Raw genomic sequence first — 18,046 nt, forward strand, 5'->3', positions numbered from 1 at the left:
GGGCCTATTGTCCGGTGCCTGGTGCGACCATGGGCAGGGGAGTCGTGTCACCGGGCTGCACCGGACCGCCGGTGATGCCCCATTGGTTTAGGTCGGCCGCCGTTTGGTCGGTGAACGCGAAGGTGTGTTTCGATTGCTCGACCAGGGCGTAGATACCGAGCCCCAGCAGGCCGAGGATCCCGACGCCGGCGCCGATGATGCCGAGCGTCGCCGAGGTCGCGGCCAGCGCAGCGGCATCGGCGCCGATCGCGATCCCGAAGGTGTCTCCGAGCGCGATCCCCCCTTCGAGCAGCCCGAGAACACCGCTCCAGGTGCCCGTGATGCCACCGGCGATCCCGATGCCGCCGCCGACTTGATCGCCGTTTTTCAAGGATTGGACACCGCTGAAGATGCCGAGCGCGCCAGCGATGATGCCACCGGCCCCGCCGATCGCCTTACCGGCGCCTTCGATGACTTTCAGCGCGTCTGAATCGAGGATGTTCGGCAGGGCTCCGGTCGATTTCGCATATTTCGATCCGGCCTCCATCAAGCCGCCCATGACCTGAAAGCTGCCCGCGATCAGCGCCGCGGGGACCGTCGGTGAACTGCCACCCTCGACACCCTTGGCGGCGAGCGCTCCGGCGGAGAAGAGAGCGCTGACACCATGCAGCAGTCCCTTGTTGTAGGCGTCGGCGAGCGGGCCGGTGGCTTTCGTATCGCTGAGTTTGGCGAGTGCATCCTGCAATTTGGCGCCCTGCCGCACCTCGTTGAAAACGGAACCGAACGCCGAGACGATCTTGTCGGGCGGGATCGCATTGCCGGCGCTATCCTTGAAGGCGTCCGGATTCTGAGCCACGACCTGGGTCATGACGTCATTCAATTTTGCCGTATCGAGATTGCCGGAGGCATCGGCGAAGGCGGTGTTGAGCTCGGTCTGCGTGGTGCTGCCGAACAGGGAGGTGGTCAGCGTATCGGAGAAGGTCTGCTGCAGCTTCGCAGCGTTGTCGGCGACATATTGCGTCGGAAGCGTGCTGCCGAAGGCCGCCGCATCCGAGGTATATTGCCGGACCGCCGTACCGATGTCGGTTCCGCTTGCGATCGAGTCGGACAATTCCTTGCCCGACAGAATGTCGGTCTCGTAGGCCTGTTGCAGCTTGTCCTGCTGACCGGACTTCTGCGCGATCTGCTGCAGGTCGAGCCCCGTGGTCGCTTTGCCGTCGGTGCCGAGGGCCTTCGAGAACACACCAGCTTCGCCGATGAAGGCCTGCAGGCCATTCTCGGTCGAGAGTGGCTTACCGTCACTCCCCTTGGCCGCCAGGGCATCCGTCAACCCTTGGCCGTTTTGCAGGTTGCCGTCGTAGAACGTCTGCATCGTGCCCTTGAGGTCAGGGTCGCTGTCGACGATGGTCTGAAGGGATGTGGTCTGGTTGTCCGAGATGAATTTTTGGACGTCGGGATCGGCCGAGAGCTGCGCGATCCGCTCGCCGAGATCGGTCTGAACCTTGTCGATATTGGGGTTGATGCCCTTGTTCTCCATCAAGGGTTCGTCCCAATAATCCTCCTTGTTCCCGAGCGTGATCTTGCTGTCGAGATCGGTCAGCTTCTGCAGCACGGCGGCTTTCTGCGCGCCGGTGTAGTGGCTCGGGTTGGCGAACACGTCCGGACCCAGGGAGGAGGTGTCGACGCCCGCCACCATGGTGCGGTTGGCGGCATCGCTTAGGATCGCGGTGAACTGCTGATCGTTCGTCGGAGCCGACTTGCTGATCCAATTCTGGATATTGCCCGCATCGAACGTGCCGTCTGCCTGGTTGATGGCCGGGTCGTCGCCAGACATGTCGAACTGGTTGAACATGCCGGGTTGCGACCACAGCTTTGCGGCGCTGCCGAGCGACGCGCTGAGGCCGGGATTGCTTGCCGAGAGGGCGGCGAGGCCCGCGGATGTCACCAACCCGTCGTTCCGCGTCTCGTCGGTCGTACCATTGGGATGCGATGGATCGGCATTCTGGATGATTTGCTGGTTCGCCGACACGATCGCGGCCGAGCGAACCATCGATTTCGAGAGGTCACCGGCGTCGGGGTTTTTCTTGACGTAATCCGCATAGGCGTTGCTGGCGTTCGTCGCACTGCCCTTGGCATCGGCGATAAACCGATCGACGTCGTCGTGCTGAATGATCCCGTCGGCCTTGCTGCCGCCCGAGTTGCCCACGTCGAGGGCTGTCTCGAGCGCCGGGTTTTGGGCGATATATTGCAGGATCTCGCGGCCTTCCGGCGGCACGGAATCGGGCGGATTGGCAAAGTCGATATGGTCGGTGTGCAGTCCCCAGCGGTTCCAATTGTCCGAGAGAAGCTGTGCTGCGGCGAGCGGCCGGTTCAGCTCCTTTTCGGTTTGGGCGGCGGTCGTCGGATCCATGCCGGTCGTGAGGCCGTCCCAAAGCTTCAGTTGATCGGCCGTGGAATATTTCGATCCGTCGAGCAGCGTGTCGATCGAGTCGGTCGGTCCGAACTCCGGAGGCGCACCGCTCGACGCGTCGGCCGAGGCTTGGGTGAGGTAGGAAGCGACATCGGCCTCCGTGATCACGCCGGTGCCGGTCCCATTGCCGAGTTGCGACATCAGCGATGGGTTGGAGGTGATGAAGCTGAGGGTGGCTTTTGCATCGGCCGGCAGGTCGGCCGGCGGATTGTTCATCTGGGTCACCGAATGAAGGCCCCAAGCGTGCCAATTGGTCAGCAGCGCATTGACGTTGGTCAACGTCTCGGTCGTCGGCGTTCCGGCGGGCATCGCCTTGAGAGCCGTCGCGGCATCACTCTTCGCATCCGAGATGAACGTGTCGAGCGCCGACTTGGTCATCACGTCGCCCGGCTTGCCGCCGGCATCCTGGACGATCGCCGAGAATAGCGTGGGGTTTGCCGCGAAGAACTTGAGCGTGTCTTGCGCGTTTTGCGGCAGCGTCGAAGGCGGATTGGCGAAATCGACCCCCTGATGCAGGCCCCACGTGTCCCAATTGGCCGAGAGTTGCTCGGCTTGATCGAGGGGCGAGCCCGCTTGAGGGGCCGCCGGGGCCGGGAGCTTCGGTCGCGGGAGCGGCATCGGCTCAACAAGACCGATCCGTATATTTGCTCGATCCGACAAGGCGGCCTCGAACAGGCGCGGCAGATCAACCTGGCTACCCGATCCGCCATTCGGCCGCCCGCGCGAGGTCGCGTCACTCGTGATCGTCGTCATGGCTCGATCCTTCTGGTCTGACGTTTGAGGCAAGCGGACGGGCGTGGCTGCATCGTCATCCGTTCACCGCGACGAGATGCGGGGTCTCACGACCACTCCGAGCCACGGAGGGCGCCATCACCTGGGCGTGCCGGATGGTGCCGACGACATCGAGACGGAAATCGGGTGCGAGTTCGCCATGCGTCAGCACGGGCAGATCGACGCCGCTGCGATGCAGCAGTGCGCGAAGGTGGCGACGGAGATCGGCTGACACCAGCATGGCGGGTCGAGCGCGCGACGCGAGCCGCTGTGCTGTCATCTGTCGCAACACGGTGAGCAAGCGCTCGCTCGCGGCTGGGTCGAGGATGAGTTGCAGGCCGACAGGGGTCGCTTGAATGCCGGCCCGGCACGCATCGTCCAATTGCGCTTCGAGCAGCACGACCGGGAGCACCTTATCCGGGCCGGCGAGCGCAAAGCAGATCTGCCGTCGTAACGCGATCCGGACGTGCTCGGCCAACACCGCTGTGTTGGTTTCGCGCGGGCCCCATTCGGCCACCGCTTCCAGCAAGCTCCGCAAATTGGCGATCGAGACCTGTTCATCGAGCAGGCGCCGGAGCACCTCGGCGAGACGCGGCAGGGGCGCGGCTTTGGTGGCTTCGCGGACGAGGTCGACATAATTCGGTTCGAGGCTCGTCAGGAGCGCTTGGCTCTCCTGGATGCCGATGAATTGTCCGGCGACGCGGCCGAGCGCCGCCCGAACCGCTGGCACCAGATCTGCGAGATGCGCGACGTTGCCGTCCCCCGACGGCAGCCCATCGACCTCCAGCCGCCACGTTGCTGCCGGCGATGTCTCGTCGAGCATGACCGTGAGACGCGGCACACGGATGCCCAACACGCGACCGAGATCGAGCCGGGCGAGATCGAGCTGTTCCGTCAGATCGTCGCGGGACGCCTGCCACGCGGGGCCGAGCCGAACCGTGAGCGCCGCCGCTTCCGGGCCGGCCCGCTCGGCCGATCCTCGCGCCACCTCGAACTCTCGCGCTTGTGTTTTCGCTCTGCCGGCCAGCGCCCACCCCGCGGCGCCGAGAAGGATGGCCAAGGTGAGAAAGACGGCCGTGGGAAATCCCGGGACCATCGCGAGGGCCGCGAGCACAAGCGCCGAAATCTGCAGCGTGCGCGGATGTCCGGTGAGTTGGGACATGATGTCCCGCCCGAGATTGCTGCCCGAATCCGACGTCACCCGGGTCACGATGACGCCCGCCGTCAAGGAGATCAGCAGGGCCGGGATCTGCGCGATCAGTCCGTCGCCCACGGCCAGCAGCGAATAGGTCTGCACAGCCTGTGGAAACGACATGCCGCGTTGCAGGCAACCGATCGCCATGCCGCCGATCAGATTGACCACGATGATGACGAGACTGGCGATGGCGTCGCCTTTGACGAATTTCATCGCGCCATCCATGGCGCCGTACAGTTGGCTTTCCTTCTCGAGCGTTCGCCGCCGCTGACGCGCATCCTTCTGATCGATATCGCCGTTTTTCAGATCGGTATCGATACTGATCTGCTTGCCGGGCAGGGCGTCGAGCGTGAAACGGGCCGCGACCTCGGCGACGCGCTCGCTGCCTTTGGTGATGACCACGAATTGCACGATCGTGATGATGAGATAGACCACCAGCCCGACCACGACATTGCCGGCGATCAGAAACTCGCCGAAGGTTCGGATGATCTCGCCCGCGTCGCCCTGGACGAGGACCATCCGGCTCGTCGTGATCGACAGCGACAGACGGAATGCGGTCGTGATGAGAATGATCGATGGAAGGGTCGAGAACTCGACTGGCGCCGTGATGTGGATCGCCACCATCATGAGCAGCAGCGAGAGCCCGATATTGGCCGCGATCAGCACATCCGCCATTGCGGTCGGCACCGGCATGATCATCATGGCCATGGTCAGCACCAGCAGGGCGACCAGTGCGAGTTCCTGACGCGCTGCGAGGCGAGACAGAAAGCCGTTGAGCCAAGCTGGCATCGCCATCAGAACCGCACTGCGGTGATCTGGTCGCCGCGCTTGATCGTGACGCGCGTCGCATCGATGGCGCTAACGACCCAACCGCTCGGCAGGATTGCGCCGATGAAGAGCTTGCCGCCACTGCCATCGATCACATAGGGGTTGCGACCCGGCCAGACGGCTTGCACCGTCAACGGCGGCGGATCGGAGGCGACCGAAACCTGATCGACCAAGACGGTCACTCCGCCTGCCGCGCCGTCGAACCAACGGCTGGCCTCATGCCATGCGCCAGCCTGTTGCGGCGTGATCTGCCCGCGCGCTTCGATCGAGCCATCGGGTTCGGCTTTGAGCGTCACGGCTTCGAGGCCGGTCGTTGCGAGCTTCTGGCGGAAGGCGTCGACCACGGCCGAGACCTCGGGCAGGATGACGGGACGAGCCGCGGGAATGCTGCCGGTCGTCTCTATCGATCGCTCGACCGGATGTAACGCTGGGGCGGCGTTGAGAGAGGCCACCAAGCTCAGCATGCCGGTGCAGAGAACGCCGATGACGAATGCCGGAAGGTGATTGGCCACAAGCGAGGCCCTTTGGCGCGCCGGTAAAGCGAGCGCGCTGCCGTCGAGACGAAACGAGACGCCGCAGCTGGTGAAGCTTGCGCCCGGCGGTAGACGCCGGGACCGACCCGCCTGAAGTACCTTCCGTCCGGAGAGATCGACGGTTGCGTCGCGTGCCTCGATGGTGGTTCGGCCATTCTCACAGGTCAGCAAAAAGGCGGTTCCACCCGGCGGCAGGTCGGAGATGACGATATCGTTGTCGGCGGACGAGCCGATCCGGTTGCATCCATGGGACAGCGCAGACCGCGCTGTCCGATGGACGCCGCTCTCGACCAGCAAGGCAGTGGACGGGGTGGCTTGGGGAGCCATGGCGTTATCCCTTTGGGTCAAGTCGGCCGCCAATGCGCGACGGGAGAGGGGCCGGCTGGCCGGCCCCTCGAATGGTGTCGATCGGTGGAGTGCCATCCCACGCCAAGCGCGAGGCGGCGCCCCAGCGAAATCAGCCGATGTTCGGGCGCTGCTGAGCGGCAGTTTCTTCCGCGCCGTCGATCGTCTTGGCGACCGTGATCTTCATGTTGGTCTCGGTCGCCAGAGCGAACGCGTCGTTCATCTGCTGGATTTCGGCATCGACCGAAGTCGAACCCGACTGAAGCGCGCCCGAGCTATCGGTTGCGCCGTTACCGCCAACGCTGCTGCTTGCCATGATGATTCTCCTGATGATGGTTCGTGATCGACCCGAACGCGTTCAGGCCAGTGTCGGAGCGCCTCGTTCGAGATCGATCCGTCTTCAACGACCGTTTGGTCGTCTCGCCTCCCGGCGGCGGGATCCGTAGGGTCTGGGCCCATCGCGGGAGTATTCATGGTGCACAGGGGTCAGGCGAGGCGGAGCTCGCGTCGCCGGTCCCCGTGCTGAAACTTGCAGAACCCTTGCGGTGTCCGAGCGGCTTACGCTTGGTTCTGGTCGGTCTGGCTGTTCGAGTAAGTCGCGGCAGCCTTGTCGTAATCCGCGAAATTCACCTCTGGGCCCTGGCCGTTGGCATGCGCCAGCATCGCGTTGATCTGCGCGCCCGAGATGCCCATGGCCGGGTTATAGGAGGTCGGCACCGCTTGGTCGGCGCCGGCGCCGCCCGTCAACCGCACTTCGGGGCCGGTGCCGTTCGAGACGGCCAGCATCTGGTCGACCTCGGTCTGGCTGATGCCCTCGCCCGGATTGGTCTTCGGGGTGACCGCATATTGCGTCTCACCACCAACACCAGCGCCTTGCGGCTGCAGCAGGGTGATCAACTGCTTGATCAGCGACGCTTCGTCGGCCGGCGCGCCGGTCGCGCTGGCGCCTGTTGCTGCGGGCGTTTGCTGAAGCAGCGTGATCAATTGCTTGATCAAGCCGGCTTCATCGGCGCTGGACGCCGCAGTTGTGCCGCCCGACGATTTTTCAAGCAGGGAGATGAGTTGCTGGATCAGCGACGTGAGATCGTCCTGGCCGCCAGCCGGCGTCGTCGTGGCCGGGGATGCCGCGGCGCCGGTCGTCGGCTTGGCCTCTCCGCTTGCGGGAGCCGAGGTCGGCACTTGCTGCTGAAGCAACGAAATGAGCTGCTTGATCAGCGACGTGAGATCGGTACCGCCGGCATTTGCGGGAGCGGCGTCGGCGGTCGGTGTCGCATCTTTCACCGAAGGAATCGTAGAGGCGGAGCCCTTCGGCTCGTCGGCCGCATTCGGGCCGTTGCCGGTTCCGGTGTGATCAGCCATCGCCTTGCTGTATTGATCGATCGCCTTCGTGCCGGCATTGGAGCCGAATTCAGCGTAGCCGCCACCCATGCCGTCGACGGAATTCTCGTAGGTCTTGCTGTTGAGCTGCGACCCCATCGCATTGACTAACGTGTCGAGGCTTCCGGCATTGCCGACATGAAGCACCGTGTCGCTGACGTCGTTGAAACCCTGCGCGGAACTCGGACCGCCCTGTTGTACGGAGCCAGTCTTCACACTCGCGCTTCCGTCGTGAAAGCCGGATTGAATGACGGTTTGGTTGTCTTTGGTGACCGCAACCTGATCGATATAAGATACGCCGTTGACTTCGGCCGTTTGCTTGAACTGGACCTCAGTACCATCGGAGAGCTTGATGGTCAGGCCGTCATGCTGGAAATTGGCTCGGTCCCCGGCGCTCGTATAGATGTGAGGGTCGCCATAGACTTCCACGAAACTGTTGTTGGTCGTGTCGAAGATCTTGACCATGCCGTCATTGGCATTGCCGCCGCTCGTGGGGCTTCGATAGCTGGTCGATCCAGTGATGATATAGCGACCGGTGTCGATTTCGTTGCCATGGACCTGCAGTCCAGCCGAGGCCGCGACGTTGAAATCTGCGGCATGCGATGTCGTATCGGCGCCCGGCATGGAAGAATTTCCTCCACCAGGTAAAGTCGATCCCACAGTATTTGCCATCTTGGTTCTCCAGAGACGTCGAAAAGGTCGATCACGCCGACAATCTGGCGTGGAAACATGGGGTCGATCGGTTTCAACAAACCGGCTCTGCATCAAGCGGCGAAGCCGCCGTTCTGCCCTGGACGCGTCGTAACGCTATCCTCAATGCAAGAATTCGTTCCAGACCAAGCAAGGAGACCGTTTTCAGTGAAATTGTCTAGCCCGGTGCGTCGGGATTGCTGGTATTGTCATTGATGGCTTCGGTGATGTCCGCTTGTGTGCTCTGTAAGACAGTGCCCATGAATTTGACGATACCTTCGGCGAATGCTTGTTGCATGTCGGCCGTTGCTTGATCGGTACCCGGATCCGTTGCGGCCGTGCTCGTCGATTGTCCGACTGGGGTAACGCCCGTCATGTAAAGCTCCCTTGTGGTGCGGGTCGCAGGGCCCGACACAGGTTCGAATGCCGCAAGCTCAAGAAACCACGCCGCTGACGAGGCCTTTCAGCTCAGCGATCAGCGGTGTGACCCGACATGCGACAACTCGGCTGTTCTCCCCGCCGGACTCGGTCCGGCGAGTGGTGATCTGCAGAAAAGAAGCGGCACCGCTCCTTTTCGATTGGAGGTCTGATGCGCAGCAAGGATGCAGCGCGCTCACTCAATGATTTTTCCGAACCTTTGTTCCGTCGATAGGTAGAACAAATCCAAAAAAAAACGACCGAGCCACAGGTCGATTGGCCGATAGATTGATACAAATTCGCAAACCGGTCGTCAATCCACAATATCGGAAAGTTCAACGCGAATCATGTTTCGTTCGGATCCCGATCTACTTGTGACAACGAAGCGTAAAACTTGTGACAGATCGACGAAGGTCTTTGGCACGACTATCACTACCTGCGTCGCGCTAGGGGAACTGGACGCGACTGGTCGATGTTCCGCGAAAGACCACAAGCGTATCGCCCGCGGCAGGGTCGTGCTTTGGTTCTTTATCGGCCGCAACCGCTGTCGCGGCTTGTTGCACCATTGCAAGATATCGCGGAGGTCCTGATACCACCACAATGTTGGTTCCGGGTCCCGGTCGAAGCCCGTAGCGCAGGTCGAGAAGTCCTGCGCCAGAAAGCGCAGAATAAAGCTTTTTATAACCCGCGCCTTCGACCGTGAGTAATTGAGTCTGAGCCTCGGATGCTGCGCTGATCGAGATGACGGCGCCATCGTAATACCAGTCGAGACCAAATTCCTGTGTGAGACGATTGAGAAACTCTCGCGGCGGGAGGCTGGGCATCCGCCCATGCACCCGCCCCTGAACCGCAGCCGACAGCACCACCCGAAGACCGGTATTGGTGCCGAATTGTTCAAGAACCGTCCTGAGATCCTGATCCACCACAACGTAAGTATAGGCTGCCGCCGGCCATGCAGGTTCGGCCGCCAAGAGGGTATCGGACATTGCCACGACGAAAGACGTGATCATGCTCGATAACGCGAGGCCGATCGTCACCGCTCGCTGCACGATTCGATGCTCCAGGGTTACGAACAGTTAACGTTCGACCACATATCGCCAATGCGTTCAAGTCTAAAACGATGTTGAGTCGAGATGCGCTCGATCTCTGATGAAAATGATAGTCACTTTGATGTCATAAAAGTGATAAAAACGCATCCGCAAGAAGATCGGTGATACAAGATGTCGCCTTTGCTATCGGACCTGAGCCAAATCACTTGCCGTCTGAGCGTCTGCACGATAGATATGCTCATGGTCACTCGCATTCAACGCGTGAACGGCGGGCCGCAGCGAGGGCCAACGGCCGTCACGCGAGCTTCCCGATCAAGCGGAGCACAATCATGATTGAGGCTATCGCGGTGGTGCAGCAGCTTGCGGCCGCCAAAGACCCCGTTCCCGCGGGTGTGCAAAGCATTGATGTTTCGTCTCAAGCGGTGCAGCGGCCCAATGCAACCGAGGCTGCAGACTTTGCCGAGGCGGCTAGTCGCACGACGCACGAGGTTCCGGCTGCCGCTCCATCCTCCACCGACAGTCTCGCGACCCGCCTTGCACATCAGGCCGATGCCATGGCAAGCCGCCTGAAGATTCCGGAGGGGTTCGGTCAGGGTGCGAAAACCGCGCAGCCTGACGCTCCTGGCGCAGCGAACGACAGCATGCATACGCCCGGCTTCGACAAAGACAACATGACGGCGGCCGTCTCGCAGATGGAGCGAGCCTATATGTTCGCGATCGAGACCACCATGGCGAGCCGTGGCTCGACCGAATCGACCAAGATCTTCAATACGCTTCTCAAGGGGCAATGATGATTTGCGCGCGGGCGACCGCGAAAGGCGGCGCGGCCCTGGTTCTCATGCTGCTTCTCTCCGCCTGCCAGACGGAGCTTTACACCGCCGTGCCCGAGCAGGAGGCGAACGAGATGTTGGCGTTGCTGCTGCGAGGCGGCGTGAGTGCCTCGAAAGTGCAGGCGAAAGATGGGTCGGACACGCTGATGGTCGAGCAGACCCAGTTCGCTGCGGCGGTCGATATGCTGCATACCGGCGGCTACCCCCGCGCGAAGTTCAGCACCATCAACGATGTGTTCCAGCCCAGCGGATTGATCGCGTCCCCGGTGCAGGAGCAGGCGCGCTTCATCTGGGCTCTGGGCCAGGAATTATCCCGCACCGTCTCGCAGATCGATGGAGTGTTGACCGCACGGGTTCAGGTGGTGCTGCCAGACAATGATTTGCTGAAGCGGGAGCCCACGCCATCCTCGGCGTCGGTTTTCATCCGCTACGATGAAGCAAGCCGCGTCGCGAGCCTCGTGTCGCAGATCAAGATGCTGGTGGCCAATAGCGTGCAGGGGCTCAACTACGACAAGGTCTCGGTCGTGCTCGTGCCCGTTCCGCACGTCGATCTGCCGGTGCGATTGGCGGCCCCCACGCCCGACTGGCAAGGGCCGGCGCTGATCGGCGGTGGTGTTGTCCCTGTATTGGTTGCGTTTCTCCTGCTCTTCCGCCGCCGCCTTCTTGCGTTGATTGCCACCACCAAGCCGCCGCTGCCGGACCCGGCCGAATGAGCGAGATCGCCTTGCTGCAGGCCGCCTCTCCCGATCGCATTGCCGCACTCATCGGCCATGGCGCATCGTCCAATCTGGTGACAAGACTTCTCCGTTCGACGCGCCTTCGCGCTCGCCTCGCGGAGGTCGTCAGCGCCAGGCTGGGGCTGGTCGGCTCGATGACGCCTGTTCAAGCCGCCATTCTCGATCTGTCGGAGGTGGGCCTTTCGACGCTCGCGCGGCGCGCGGGCGCCATCTGGCATGGCCGTGCCATTGCGCGCGTGATCGATGCGTCGGATCGACGGACGCTCGTCGCGACACTTGGCACCGATCTCTACGGTCAGGCGCTTCGCGGGATTGCGTTGTCGCCGGAGCTTCCGGGCGACCTTCAGGGTCCCGAGGCTCTCGATGCCGCGGTTGCATCGGATGGCGCCGCTTGCCTCGAAGCTTGGCGTTTGCCGCAGCCGCCAAGCGTCGCACTGCGGGTGGGGCTGCTGCGCGCGACCGTGCCGGTTGAGGCTTTACACCGGGAGCGGGGTCCGGGCATCGTTGCGTGGCTGGTGCAAGCGTGATCGCCGAGGGGCTACCGGCGTCGCGTTTCGTCATCCGGGGCGATGTCATGCGCGCGCATGGCGATGCGAAAACGATCCTTGCCGAAGCCGAGGCGGCTGCCGCCCGTCTCCGCGGCTCTGTCGAAACCGAGCGGCTGGAGGCGATCGAGGCGGCTCGCCGAGAGGGTTTGCGGCAGGGGCTCGCCGATGCGGCTCTGTTGGCCAGCCATGCCGCGACTGCGATCGACACATTCTGGCGCGAGCAACGAGCGCAGATGCACGAGGTGGCGCTCGCGGTCGCGCATCGCATTCTCTCCAGCTTACCGGAGCCGGAGATTCTCGCGCGCCTCGCCGGCGAGGCGATCGACGACTATGGGCGGGACGTGCGAATCACCTTTCGCACGGCGCCCGAGGAGGCTACCGCGCTGCGGGCCGCCTTGCAGGATCATGGCAACCGCATCGTCGTGTTGGTCGATGTGACCGCGAAGCCGGGCGAGTGCACCTTGGTGCATCCGCGCGGCCGGACCGAGATTGGCCTGCTCGCGCAATTTCGATCGATGCTGGATGGGCTCTCGACCCATCAGGACGGACGATCGCCCGATCGGGATCACGTCTCGGCCTATCGAGATGTCGGTTCCGCGAGACCCGAGATCGACGCGGGCATCGAAACATGAGCGGAGGCAGGTTGGCCGATGGGCTGGATCGCCTTGGCCTGCAGGTTCGGGAGCTTCAAGCTCGTCCGGAGCGGGGCCGCATCGTGCGGGCGGTCGGCACGGTCTTGCGTGCCGTTCTGCCGGAAGCGCGCCTCGGCGAATTGTGTCGGGTGCACGATCGAGGCCGCCCCGAACCCCTGATGGCCGAGGTGGTCGGCCTCGATGGTGACGAAGCGATCCTCGCGCCCATCGGCGATATGCTCGGCCTCGCGTCCGGCGCAGAGGTCGAGCGGACCGGCGATGTGCTGCGGGTGCCGGTCGGCGATGCCGTGCTGGGCCGCGTCGTCGATGGCCTTGGCCGTCCGCTGGACGTCGCGGCCAGGGGGCCTCTCGCTCCGGGTCCAAGTCGGCCGGTGCAAGCCGCGCCGCCTCCGGCGTTGGAGCGCCGGCTCGTCGAGACCGTCCTGCCGCTCGGCGTGCGTGCCATCGACGCCCTCTTGACCTGTGCCGAGGGGCAGAGGCTCGGCATCTATGGTGAGCCGGGGGGCGGTAAATCGACGCTTCTCGCCTCGCTGGTGCGCGGGGCCGCCGTTGATGTCGTGGTCGTGGCGCTGATTGGCGAGCGCGGCCGCGAGGTGCGCGATTTTATCGAGCGACAGCTCGACCCGGAGACCCGGGCCCGGGCGGTTCTGGTGGTCGCCACCTCAGACCGGCCGGCCGTGGAACGTCTGAAGGCGAGCTATACCGCCACCACGATCGCGGAAGACTTTCGCGATCGGGGGCGGCGTGTGCTGCTGGTCATGGACAGCGTGACACGTTTCGCCCGTGCCTTGCGCGAGATCGGCCTCGCGGCTGGCGAACCCCCCACCCGACGCGGCTTCCCGCCGTCCGTCATGGCCGAATTGCCACGGTTGATGGAGCGTGCCGGGCCGGCCGCCACCGGCTCCATCACGGCCTTTTATACGGTGCTGGTCGAAGGCGACGGTGCCGGCGATCCGGTCGCCGAGGAAACTCGAGCGATTCTCGATGGACACATCATCCTGTCGCCCAGCCTCGCGGCATCCGGTCATTACCCGGCCATCGACGTTTTGACGAGCCGCAGCCGCGTCATGGATGCGGTCATCTCGGCTGATCATCGCAAACGGGCCGCTGCCATCCGCGATGTGCTGCGACGCTACAACGACATCGAATTCCTGGTTCAGGTCGGCGAATATAAGATCGGCTCCGATCCGCGTAACGATGCGGCGCTGGCCGGGATCGAGGCCGTTCGCGAGTTTCTGCGCCAAGGATCGACGGATCAATCCTCGTGGGAGGAGACCCAGACTTGGCTGTCACGGCTGACGAGTTGAAGGCGGGTCGCGCCGCTTTGCTGCTGCGATGTCAGCGCCTTCGGGACGATCGCCGCCGCCGCGAGGTCGCCCGTGCGGAGGGACTGCGCCACGATGCAGCATCCCGGCTCCGGCAGACGCACCATGATCTCATGGCGTACGAGGACGTGCGGTCGCGGGAGATCGGTCAGCAGCATGATCGATTGGCCGGCCAAATCATCGATCTGCGAACCCTGACCAGCATTCAGGCCGGCGAGGCAGCCTCGTGGGCGCGGTCGGCCGATCTCGCGGCCCAGCGCCTCGCCGCCAGCGCAGCGTTGAGCGAGGCCGAGGCGGGGCTGAACCAGGCGAGGTTGGCCTTGCAGGTGGAAGCCCGGATCACTCAGAAGCGGGAACGGCTTGCCGAGACCATGGCTCAGGCGTGGCGTCGCGCCGCCGACATCGCCGACGAGATGGATCGCGGCGATCAAGTGGCCGACCTCTGGCGTGCATCGACTTGACGGCCCGTCCGCTCGTTCTTCCGACGATCAGCCGAGCGGAGGCGCTCGCCTCCCGCAAGCGATTCGCACCGCGCTCGGCCGTCACGCTCGCTGGCTTGCTCAAACTGTCGATCGATCGCGCGCCGACCGGCGATTGCGGTCCGGATCAGATGCGCGTCGGCGTTTCATGGGGGGCCGATCGGCTGGAGGTTCGCTGCCCGTCGGCTTTGCCGCAGCAGATCCTTCGGGCGCTGGATCCCGCGATCGAAAGCGATGCTTTGCCGTCCGATCTCGCGGGTCTTCTGCTCGAGGCGGCCCTGTTGCCGACCATGTCGGTGTGGGAGCGAGCGGCGGGTCGCGACGTCGCCATTCTCGGCGCGGAGCGGGAGGGCTCGGCCCCGCCACCTGGCGGTTTGAGGCTGAAACTCGAGGACGATACAGCCTCCTGGCGGCTGCATGTGGGGTCGGAGCGCGAAGACATCGTCGATGCCGTGCTCGAGGCTTGGCCGATCGAACCGCGCCCGATGGCCACCTTCGCGGTGCCGGCGGTGCTGCGGGTCGGTACGACGCGGCTGCCCGTTGCGGTGCTGGCATCCTTGCGGCCGGGCGATGCCGTGATCCTCGAGCGGAAGCCCGCGACGGGCGTGACGTTGGTGATTGCCGATGCCTTTGCGGCGGATGTCACGGCTCAGGATGGCCGTTGGCGGATGGTCGAGGCTATGCGGCCGGTGCGCGACGCCGCCGCCGAACAGGAGGGGACGATGCAGGAACTCAAAACCGACCCGAATGGCACGGAGGCGACGCCTGTTGTGGAGCCGGACGATATTCCGGTGCAACTCTCGTTCGAGGTCGGGCGGCTCGACATCACGCTCGGTGAATTGCGTCGTCTCGGCCCGGGCATGGTGCTCGATGTTGCTCGTGATGCGGTCGAACTCGTTCGCATCAGCGCCCATGGGCGGCCGATCGGGCAGGGCGAACTCGTCGATGTCGAAGGGGCCGTCGCGGTGCGGATCGTTCGTCTGTTCGATCATGGGTGAAGCACAACCCAATCTCCTCGGCATTCTGATCGCCATCACGGCGCTCGGGACGCTCACTTTCGTGGCCGTCACGATGACGAGCTTCATCAAGATCTCGGTGATCCTGTTCATTCTCCGCAACGCCCTCGGCGTGCAGCAGACGCCGCCCAATCTCGTCCTCTATGGCATCGCCCTACTGCTGACCGGCTATGTGATGGCTCCGGTCGGCGCCAAGGTCTATGCCGAGATCGCGGCGCCGGGGCAGCATTACGAGAGCTTCAGCGATTTCGGCGTCATCGCGAGCCGCGCGGAGGTGCCGGCCAAAGACTTCATGCTGCGCTTAGTCAGCCCCGGCGAACGTGAATTCTTCACAGCCGCGGCGGTGCGGGTCTGGGGACCCGACTCGGGACTGACGGCCCAGCCGGACGACCTGATCATCGTCGTGCCGGCCTTCGTGCTGTCCGAATTGCGTCGTGCCTTCGAGGCCGGCTTTCTGATCTACCTGCCCTTCATCGCCGTCGATCTCGTCACCACGGCGGTCCTGATGGCGATGGGCATGTCGGCCGTCTCGCCCACCACGATCTCGGTGCCGTTCAAGCTGTTTCTCTTCGTCGCGATCGAGGGGTGGACGCGGCTGATGCACGGGCTCGTGCTCGGCTACGCGACCTAGCCGCCGCATGGGCCATAACGACCTCATCGTTCAGCTGCAGGCGATGCTCGGCATCGTTCTCATCATGTCGCTGCCGCCCTTATTGGCCGCGATGGCGGTGGGGCTGATCGTCGGCATTCTGCAGGCCGTGACGCAGATCCAGGACCAATCGCTTCCGGTCGCCTTCAAGCTGCTGGTCGTGATCGTGATCCTGGCCCTGGCCGGACCCATGCTGGTGCAGCCGCTTGTCCGCCTGTCGGGCCAATTGTTCGACAGCTTTCCGGCCATGACGCGGTGAGCACCGCCTCCGGCTTCGAGGTCGTCTGGCATTGGCTGCTGGCCTATGGCATCGCTCTGGCGCGCCCCATGGCCATGCTGGCCCTCAACCCCGTCTTCACTCGCGCCCAGATCACCGGCCTCCTTCGCGGCGCCGTCGCCTCCGCGCTGGCGCTTCCGATGGTGCCGGTCTTGGTCATGGCGATGCAGTCCGAGCCCGCCAATCCGATCGGGTTGATGCTGCTCGCCGCCAAAGAGGCCATCATCGGGGCGGCCCTCGGCCTGCTGCTGGGGGCACCATTCTGGGCGCTCGACGTCGCGGGCGATATTCTCGATGCCCAGCGCGGTGCGACGCAGGGCCGGCTGAACGATCCGGCGGGCTTCGAGGACGTGTCGATCGCCGGGACGATGCTGATCATCACCGGTATCGCGTTATTCGTCATGACCGGCGGTCTCGAGTCGTTAGCCGATCTTCTCTACGGCAGTTGGGCGATCTGGCGTCCGCTCGGCGCGTTCCCGCATGTCGACGATCGTACGCCCGTGTTGCTGCTCGGGCTGCTGGACCGCATAACCCGTCAAGGCTTGCTGGTCGCGGTCCCGGTCGTACTCGCCATGTTGCTGGCCGACGCGGCACTGCTGCTGGTCGCCCGCATGGCACCGCAGCTGCGAATCGACGATCTTGCGTTGTCGGTCCGCAACATCGTCTTCTTCATCGTCATGCCGCTCTACGTCATGTTCCTTATGACTTACATGCGGCAGGATTTTGCGACCTTGCCGTCTCTTCTCGATCTGATGCGGGATGCTACCACGCCGCTCGGCGCGCCCGCCCCATGAGCGGGCAGGACAGCAGCGAGGAGAAAACCCTTCCGCCGTCGGCCAAGAAGCTTCGCGACGCGCGCAAGAAGGGGCAGATCGCCCGCAGCAAGGAATTGGTGACGGCCGCCGTCACGATCACGGCGTTCTTCTATCTCGGGGTGCGCTGCGTTCTTCTTTTCGGCCAATTGCTCGATGGACTCCGCGTTCTCCCGGCGCTTCTCGACCGGCCTTTCGACGAAGCCGTGGCAGCGCTGTCCGACAGGCTCGCCGGAAACGTCCTTTGGGCCATTGGGCCTTTTATCGGCTTGATCGTCATGGCGGCCGTCCTGACCAACGTCATCGTCAATGGCGGTGCTCTGGCGGCTTTCGATCCGATTCTGCCCAAGATGGAGCATCTCGATCCGATCGCCGGCTTCAAACGCATGTTCGGGATGAAGAACCTCGTCGAGGTCTTGAAGTCGATCGTCAAGCTGGCGGCGCTCGGCGGCGTGTCGCTTTATATCATAGCGGGCGCCTTGCAGGCTCTGGTCGAGCTCCCAACCTGCGGCTTGCGCTGCGTCGGCCCGACCATGCTGGGTCTCTTGCAACCGCTGCTGGTGGTCACCGCTGCCTTCTTTCTTTTGGTGGGGCTGTTCGATATCGGCCTGCAGCGCTGGCTGTTTCAGCGCGACATGCGAATGACGACCTCCGAGCAGAAGCGGGAGCGTAAGGAAAGCGACGGCGACCCCCTGATCCAGCGCAAGATCCGGGAGGATCGCCGCAGCAGCATGGCGCTCAAAACCGGCTTGCGGAACGCCACTTTCATTATCCGATCGGCCGATATGTGTCTGGCCATGCGGTTCGCCGCGCCCGACGCCATGGTGCCGGTGCTGGTCGCGCGTGGCACGCAGGAGGGCGCCTTGGCGTTGCTCGAAGAGGCCAAGACGTTCGACCTTCCTGTGGTGTTCGATCCTGTCGCCGTCGCGGTCGCGTCCCGGCTGCAGGTTGGCCGGATGATCACACAGGAGATGTTCCAGCCAGTGATCGGCTGTATGCGCGCCGCCGGGCTGATTTGATGCTCGTCAATGCTTTGTCACAAAAGCTTGTCGCCTCTATGCGAAAC

Annotated in this window: 18 protein-coding genes; 11 read left to right on the forward strand and 7 right to left on the reverse strand. The window is 63.8% G+C overall.

The window, feature by feature from the left end; all coding sequences use genetic code 11:
* Positions 1–4 precede the first annotated feature (4 nt).
* The 7 genes from LGH83_RS19170 to LGH83_RS19200 all read right to left on the reverse strand — a co-directional run bounded on the left by LGH83_RS19170 (position 5) and on the right by LGH83_RS19200 (position 9,654).
* The gene (locus LGH83_RS19170) at positions 5–3,202 is read right to left on the reverse strand and encodes a type III effector HrpK domain-containing protein (protein WP_227400003.1); all 3,198 of its coding nucleotides are present in this window, start codon (positions 3,200–3,202) and stop codon (positions 5–7) included.
* Positions 3,203–3,257: 55 nt separating this feature from the next.
* On the reverse strand, positions 3,258–5,210 hold the full coding sequence (locus LGH83_RS19175; RefSeq protein WP_227400004.1) for a flagellar biosynthesis protein FlhA: 1,953 nt from the start codon (positions 5,208–5,210) through the stop codon (positions 3,258–3,260).
* Complete coding sequence (locus LGH83_RS19180; protein ID WP_227400005.1) at positions 5,210–6,103, reverse strand: hypothetical protein; 894 nt, start codon at positions 6,101–6,103, stop codon at positions 5,210–5,212. Before LGH83_RS19180 ends, LGH83_RS19175 begins: the two co-directional genes overlap by 1 nt.
* A 130-nt stretch (positions 6,104–6,233) precedes the next feature.
* Entirely contained in the window at positions 6,234–6,437 is a 204-nt protein-coding gene (locus tag LGH83_RS19185; RefSeq protein WP_227400006.1) for a hypothetical protein, read from the reverse strand.
* A gap of 242 nt (positions 6,438–6,679) precedes the next feature.
* Positions 6,680–8,122 carry a hypothetical protein gene (locus LGH83_RS19190; protein ID WP_227400007.1) on the reverse strand — a complete coding sequence of 481 codons (1,443 nt, stop codon included), beginning with the start codon at positions 8,120–8,122 and terminating at the stop codon, positions 6,680–6,682.
* Between the two features lie 244 nt (positions 8,123–8,366).
* Positions 8,367–8,564: a hypothetical protein gene (locus tag LGH83_RS19195; RefSeq protein ID WP_227400008.1), complete on the reverse strand. Its 198-nt coding sequence runs from the start codon at positions 8,562–8,564 to the stop codon at positions 8,367–8,369.
* Between the two features lie 487 nt (positions 8,565–9,051).
* A complete protein-coding gene (locus LGH83_RS19200; RefSeq protein WP_227400009.1) occupies positions 9,052–9,654 on the reverse strand; it encodes a nodulation protein NolW in 603 nt (200 codons plus the stop codon).
* A gap of 329 nt (positions 9,655–9,983) precedes the next feature.
* Between LGH83_RS19200 and LGH83_RS19205 the strand changes: the two genes are divergently transcribed.
* The 11 genes from LGH83_RS19205 to LGH83_RS19255 are packed head-to-tail and all read left to right on the forward strand — an operon-like array spanning position 9,984 to position 17,999.
* Positions 9,984–10,445: a hypothetical protein gene (locus LGH83_RS19205; protein WP_227400010.1), complete on the forward strand. Its 462-nt coding sequence runs from the start codon at positions 9,984–9,986 to the stop codon at positions 10,443–10,445.
* A complete protein-coding gene (gene sctJ, locus LGH83_RS19210) occupies positions 10,442–11,197 on the forward strand; it encodes a type III secretion system inner membrane ring lipoprotein SctJ (protein ID WP_227400011.1) in 756 nt (251 codons plus the stop codon). The genes LGH83_RS19205 and sctJ overlap by 4 nt, the downstream gene beginning before the upstream one ends.
* Entirely contained in the window at positions 11,194–11,748 is a 555-nt protein-coding gene (locus LGH83_RS19215; RefSeq protein WP_227400012.1) for a hypothetical protein, read from the forward strand. Before sctJ ends, LGH83_RS19215 begins: the two co-directional genes overlap by 4 nt.
* Positions 11,730–12,401 (forward strand): hypothetical protein, encoded by a 672-nt coding sequence (locus LGH83_RS19220; RefSeq protein ID WP_227400013.1) that lies wholly within the window; start codon positions 11,730–11,732, stop codon positions 12,399–12,401. Before LGH83_RS19215 ends, LGH83_RS19220 begins: the two co-directional genes overlap by 19 nt.
* Positions 12,398–13,729, forward strand: a complete 1,332-nt coding sequence (locus LGH83_RS19225) for a FliI/YscN family ATPase (protein WP_227400014.1) — start codon at positions 12,398–12,400, stop codon at positions 13,727–13,729. Before LGH83_RS19220 ends, LGH83_RS19225 begins: the two co-directional genes overlap by 4 nt.
* Positions 13,705–14,208, forward strand: coding sequence for a hypothetical protein (locus LGH83_RS19230; protein ID WP_227400015.1), 504 nt, complete (start codon positions 13,705–13,707; stop codon positions 14,206–14,208). The genes LGH83_RS19225 and LGH83_RS19230 overlap by 25 nt, the downstream gene beginning before the upstream one ends.
* Positions 14,205–15,224, forward strand: coding sequence for a type III secretion system cytoplasmic ring protein SctQ (gene sctQ / locus LGH83_RS19235; RefSeq protein ID WP_227400016.1), 1,020 nt, complete (start codon positions 14,205–14,207; stop codon positions 15,222–15,224). The genes LGH83_RS19230 and sctQ overlap by 4 nt, the downstream gene beginning before the upstream one ends.
* Positions 15,217–15,873, forward strand: coding sequence for a type III secretion system export apparatus subunit SctR (gene sctR / locus LGH83_RS19240; RefSeq protein ID WP_227400017.1), 657 nt, complete (start codon positions 15,217–15,219; stop codon positions 15,871–15,873). Before sctQ ends, sctR begins: the two co-directional genes overlap by 8 nt.
* A gap of 7 nt (positions 15,874–15,880) precedes the next feature.
* Positions 15,881–16,150: an EscS/YscS/HrcS family type III secretion system export apparatus protein gene (locus LGH83_RS19245; RefSeq protein WP_131115265.1), complete on the forward strand. Its 270-nt coding sequence runs from the start codon at positions 15,881–15,883 to the stop codon at positions 16,148–16,150.
* Positions 16,147–16,962 carry a type III secretion system export apparatus subunit SctT gene (sctT, locus tag LGH83_RS19250; protein WP_227400018.1) on the forward strand — a complete coding sequence of 272 codons (816 nt, stop codon included), beginning with the start codon at positions 16,147–16,149 and terminating at the stop codon, positions 16,960–16,962. Before LGH83_RS19245 ends, sctT begins: the two co-directional genes overlap by 4 nt.
* Positions 16,959–17,999: an EscU/YscU/HrcU family type III secretion system export apparatus switch protein gene (locus LGH83_RS19255; protein ID WP_227400019.1), complete on the forward strand. Its 1,041-nt coding sequence runs from the start codon at positions 16,959–16,961 to the stop codon at positions 17,997–17,999. The genes sctT and LGH83_RS19255 overlap by 4 nt, the downstream gene beginning before the upstream one ends.
* Positions 18,000–18,046: the final 47 nt, after the last annotated feature.

The organism is Lichenihabitans sp. PAMC28606 (genome assembly GCF_020616535.1).
In the GTDB taxonomy this organism is placed as follows: Bacteria; Pseudomonadota; Alphaproteobacteria; order Rhizobiales; family Beijerinckiaceae; genus Lichenihabitans; species Lichenihabitans psoromatis.

What these genes read in the sequence shown, in the direction of transcription:
- LGH83_RS19170 (WP_227400003.1), bottom strand. Translation starts at nt 3,202, where the DNA reads ATGACGACGATCACGAGTGACGCGACCTCGCGCGGGCGGCCGAATGGC.
- LGH83_RS19175 (WP_227400004.1), bottom strand. Translation starts at nt 5,210, where the DNA reads ATGGCGATGCCAGCTTGGCTCAACGGCTTTCTGTCTCGCCTCGCAGCG.
- LGH83_RS19180 (WP_227400005.1), bottom strand. Translation starts at nt 6,103, where the DNA reads ATGGCTCCCCAAGCCACCCCGTCCACTGCCTTGCTGGTCGAGAGCGGC.
- LGH83_RS19185 (WP_227400006.1), bottom strand. Translation starts at nt 6,437, where the DNA reads ATGGCAAGCAGCAGCGTTGGCGGTAACGGCGCAACCGATAGCTCGGGC.
- LGH83_RS19190 (WP_227400007.1), bottom strand. Translation starts at nt 8,122, where the DNA reads ATGCCGGGCGCCGATACGACATCGCATGCCGCAGATTTCAACGTCGCG.
- LGH83_RS19195 (WP_227400008.1), bottom strand. Translation starts at nt 8,564, where the DNA reads ATGACGGGCGTTACCCCAGTCGGACAATCGACGAGCACGGCCGCAACG.
- LGH83_RS19205 (WP_227400010.1), top strand. Translation starts at nt 9,984, where the DNA reads ATGATTGAGGCTATCGCGGTGGTGCAGCAGCTTGCGGCCGCCAAAGAC.
- sctJ (WP_227400011.1), top strand. Translation starts at nt 10,442, where the DNA reads ATGATGATTTGCGCGCGGGCGACCGCGAAAGGCGGCGCGGCCCTGGTT.
- LGH83_RS19215 (WP_227400012.1), top strand. Translation starts at nt 11,194, where the DNA reads ATGAGCGAGATCGCCTTGCTGCAGGCCGCCTCTCCCGATCGCATTGCC.
- LGH83_RS19225 (WP_227400014.1), top strand. Translation starts at nt 12,398, where the DNA reads ATGAGCGGAGGCAGGTTGGCCGATGGGCTGGATCGCCTTGGCCTGCAG.
- sctR (WP_227400017.1), top strand. Translation starts at nt 15,217, where the DNA reads ATGGGTGAAGCACAACCCAATCTCCTCGGCATTCTGATCGCCATCACG.
- LGH83_RS19245 (WP_131115265.1), top strand. Translation starts at nt 15,881, where the DNA reads ATGGGCCATAACGACCTCATCGTTCAGCTGCAGGCGATGCTCGGCATC.
- LGH83_RS19255 (WP_227400019.1), top strand. Translation starts at nt 16,959, where the DNA reads ATGAGCGGGCAGGACAGCAGCGAGGAGAAAACCCTTCCGCCGTCGGCC.